This window comes from uncultured Leptotrichia sp. (assembly GCF_938036635.1).
GTDB lineage: Bacteria > Fusobacteriota > Fusobacteriia > Fusobacteriales > Leptotrichiaceae > Leptotrichia > Leptotrichia hongkongensis.
Genome location: NZ_CALHQO010000107.1, coordinates 1 through 1,544 on the forward strand (window position 1 = coordinate 1; position 1,544 = coordinate 1,544).

General features: G+C 30.6%; 1 protein-coding gene. It reads left to right on the forward strand.

The annotated features are described in order from the left end of the window. Positions 1-111: 111 nt before the first annotated feature. The gene (locus Q0370_RS01980; protein ID WP_299571392.1) at positions 112-1,245 is read left to right on the forward strand and encodes a trypsin-like peptidase domain-containing protein; all 1,134 of its coding nucleotides are present in this window, start codon (positions 112-114) and stop codon (positions 1,243-1,245) included. Positions 1,246-1,544: the final 299 nt, after the last annotated feature.

Consider the following 1,544-nt stretch of genomic DNA (forward strand, 5'->3'; position numbering starts at 1 on the left):
AAAAAATGAGAATATTATTTTTTCTAAGAAAAAAGGAGTAAAATAACTAGCATTATAAAGATTTTAAAATCTAAAAAATATAAATTTTATGAAAGAGGAGACATTAAAAGTATGAAATTAAAAAGACTTTTGACTACATCTTTTATGGCGGCAGCACTTACAGCAACAGCTGCAGTTTCAAAAGATACAAATATTTTACATGATAAGCATATTGTTCAAAATATGAACATTACAGGAGATATGTATAGTGCACAAAATGCATTTGCAGCAGTTTATGAAAAAGCAAAAGACTCAATTGTAAATATTAGAACAAAGAAAACGATTGTAGTAGAAACATATAATCCACTTGAAGCATTTTTATTTGGGACATCAGGGAGAAGACAGCAAAGACGTGAATCTGGAAGTTTGGGTTCAGGATTTATAATTTCAAGTGATGGATATATGATGACAAATAATCACGTTATTGACGGTGCAGATGAAATTTATGTAAAATTATCTGATGGACATGAATATTTGGCAAAATTAGTTGGAACATCACCAGAAGTGGATATTGCAATTTTAAAAGTAAATACAAACAGAACTTTCAAACCGCTTAAATTTGCAAACTCAGATAATATCAAAATTGGACATTGGGCGATTGCATTTGGTAATCCATTAGGACTGAACAGCTCGATGACAGTTGGAGTAGTTGGAGCTTCTGGAAGAAGTTCGCTTGGAATTGAACAAGTTGAAAACTTTATTCAAACAGACGCTTCTATTAATCAGGGAAACAGTGGTGGACCGCTTCTTAACATTAATGGAGATGTTATTGGTGTAAACACTGCTATTTATTCTCCAAATGGTGGAAGTGTTGGATTAAGTTTTGCAATTCCATCAAACTTGGCTGAAAATGTAAGAGATTCAATTATAAAAAACGGAAGATATGAACGTCCATATGTTGGAATTTCTGTATTAGACTTATCGCCTGAATTGAAAAAGGCAAGAAAAATTTCTTATTCAACAGGTATCTTAGTTCAACAAGTTTATCCAAATTCTCCAGCAGCAAAATATGGATTAAAAGTTAATGACTTAATTCTTGAAATTAACGGAAAACCTATAATATCAGCAGGAGCGTTTATTGGTGAGGTTGCAGCTAAGAAAATTGGAGAAACAGTTAATCTGAAAGTATATTCAAACGGAGCAGAAAAAAATATTTCAATGAAACTGGAATCATTTAATTATCAAAGACAGCAGCAAAGAAGATAAAAGTAATTAAGCTATGAAAAAAGGAGGCTTTCTCAAATGTTTAGAGTTAGCCTTTTTTCTTTAAAGTTATTTATTTTTAAAATCGATTTTTTTAAATTGGAGTGTACCCAAAATCTTGGACAAATAATTTGAAAATTAGTTTCCTATTTGTTAAAATATAGTTAAGGAGAGGAATTTGATTATGAACAAGAGAAGTAAAAGGTACACAGATGAATTTAAAATGTTAATTTTAGAATTGCTAGAAACCGGAAGGATTTAAGAACTTTACTGAACAGGCAGAAAGAGTAATAAAAGAAGCT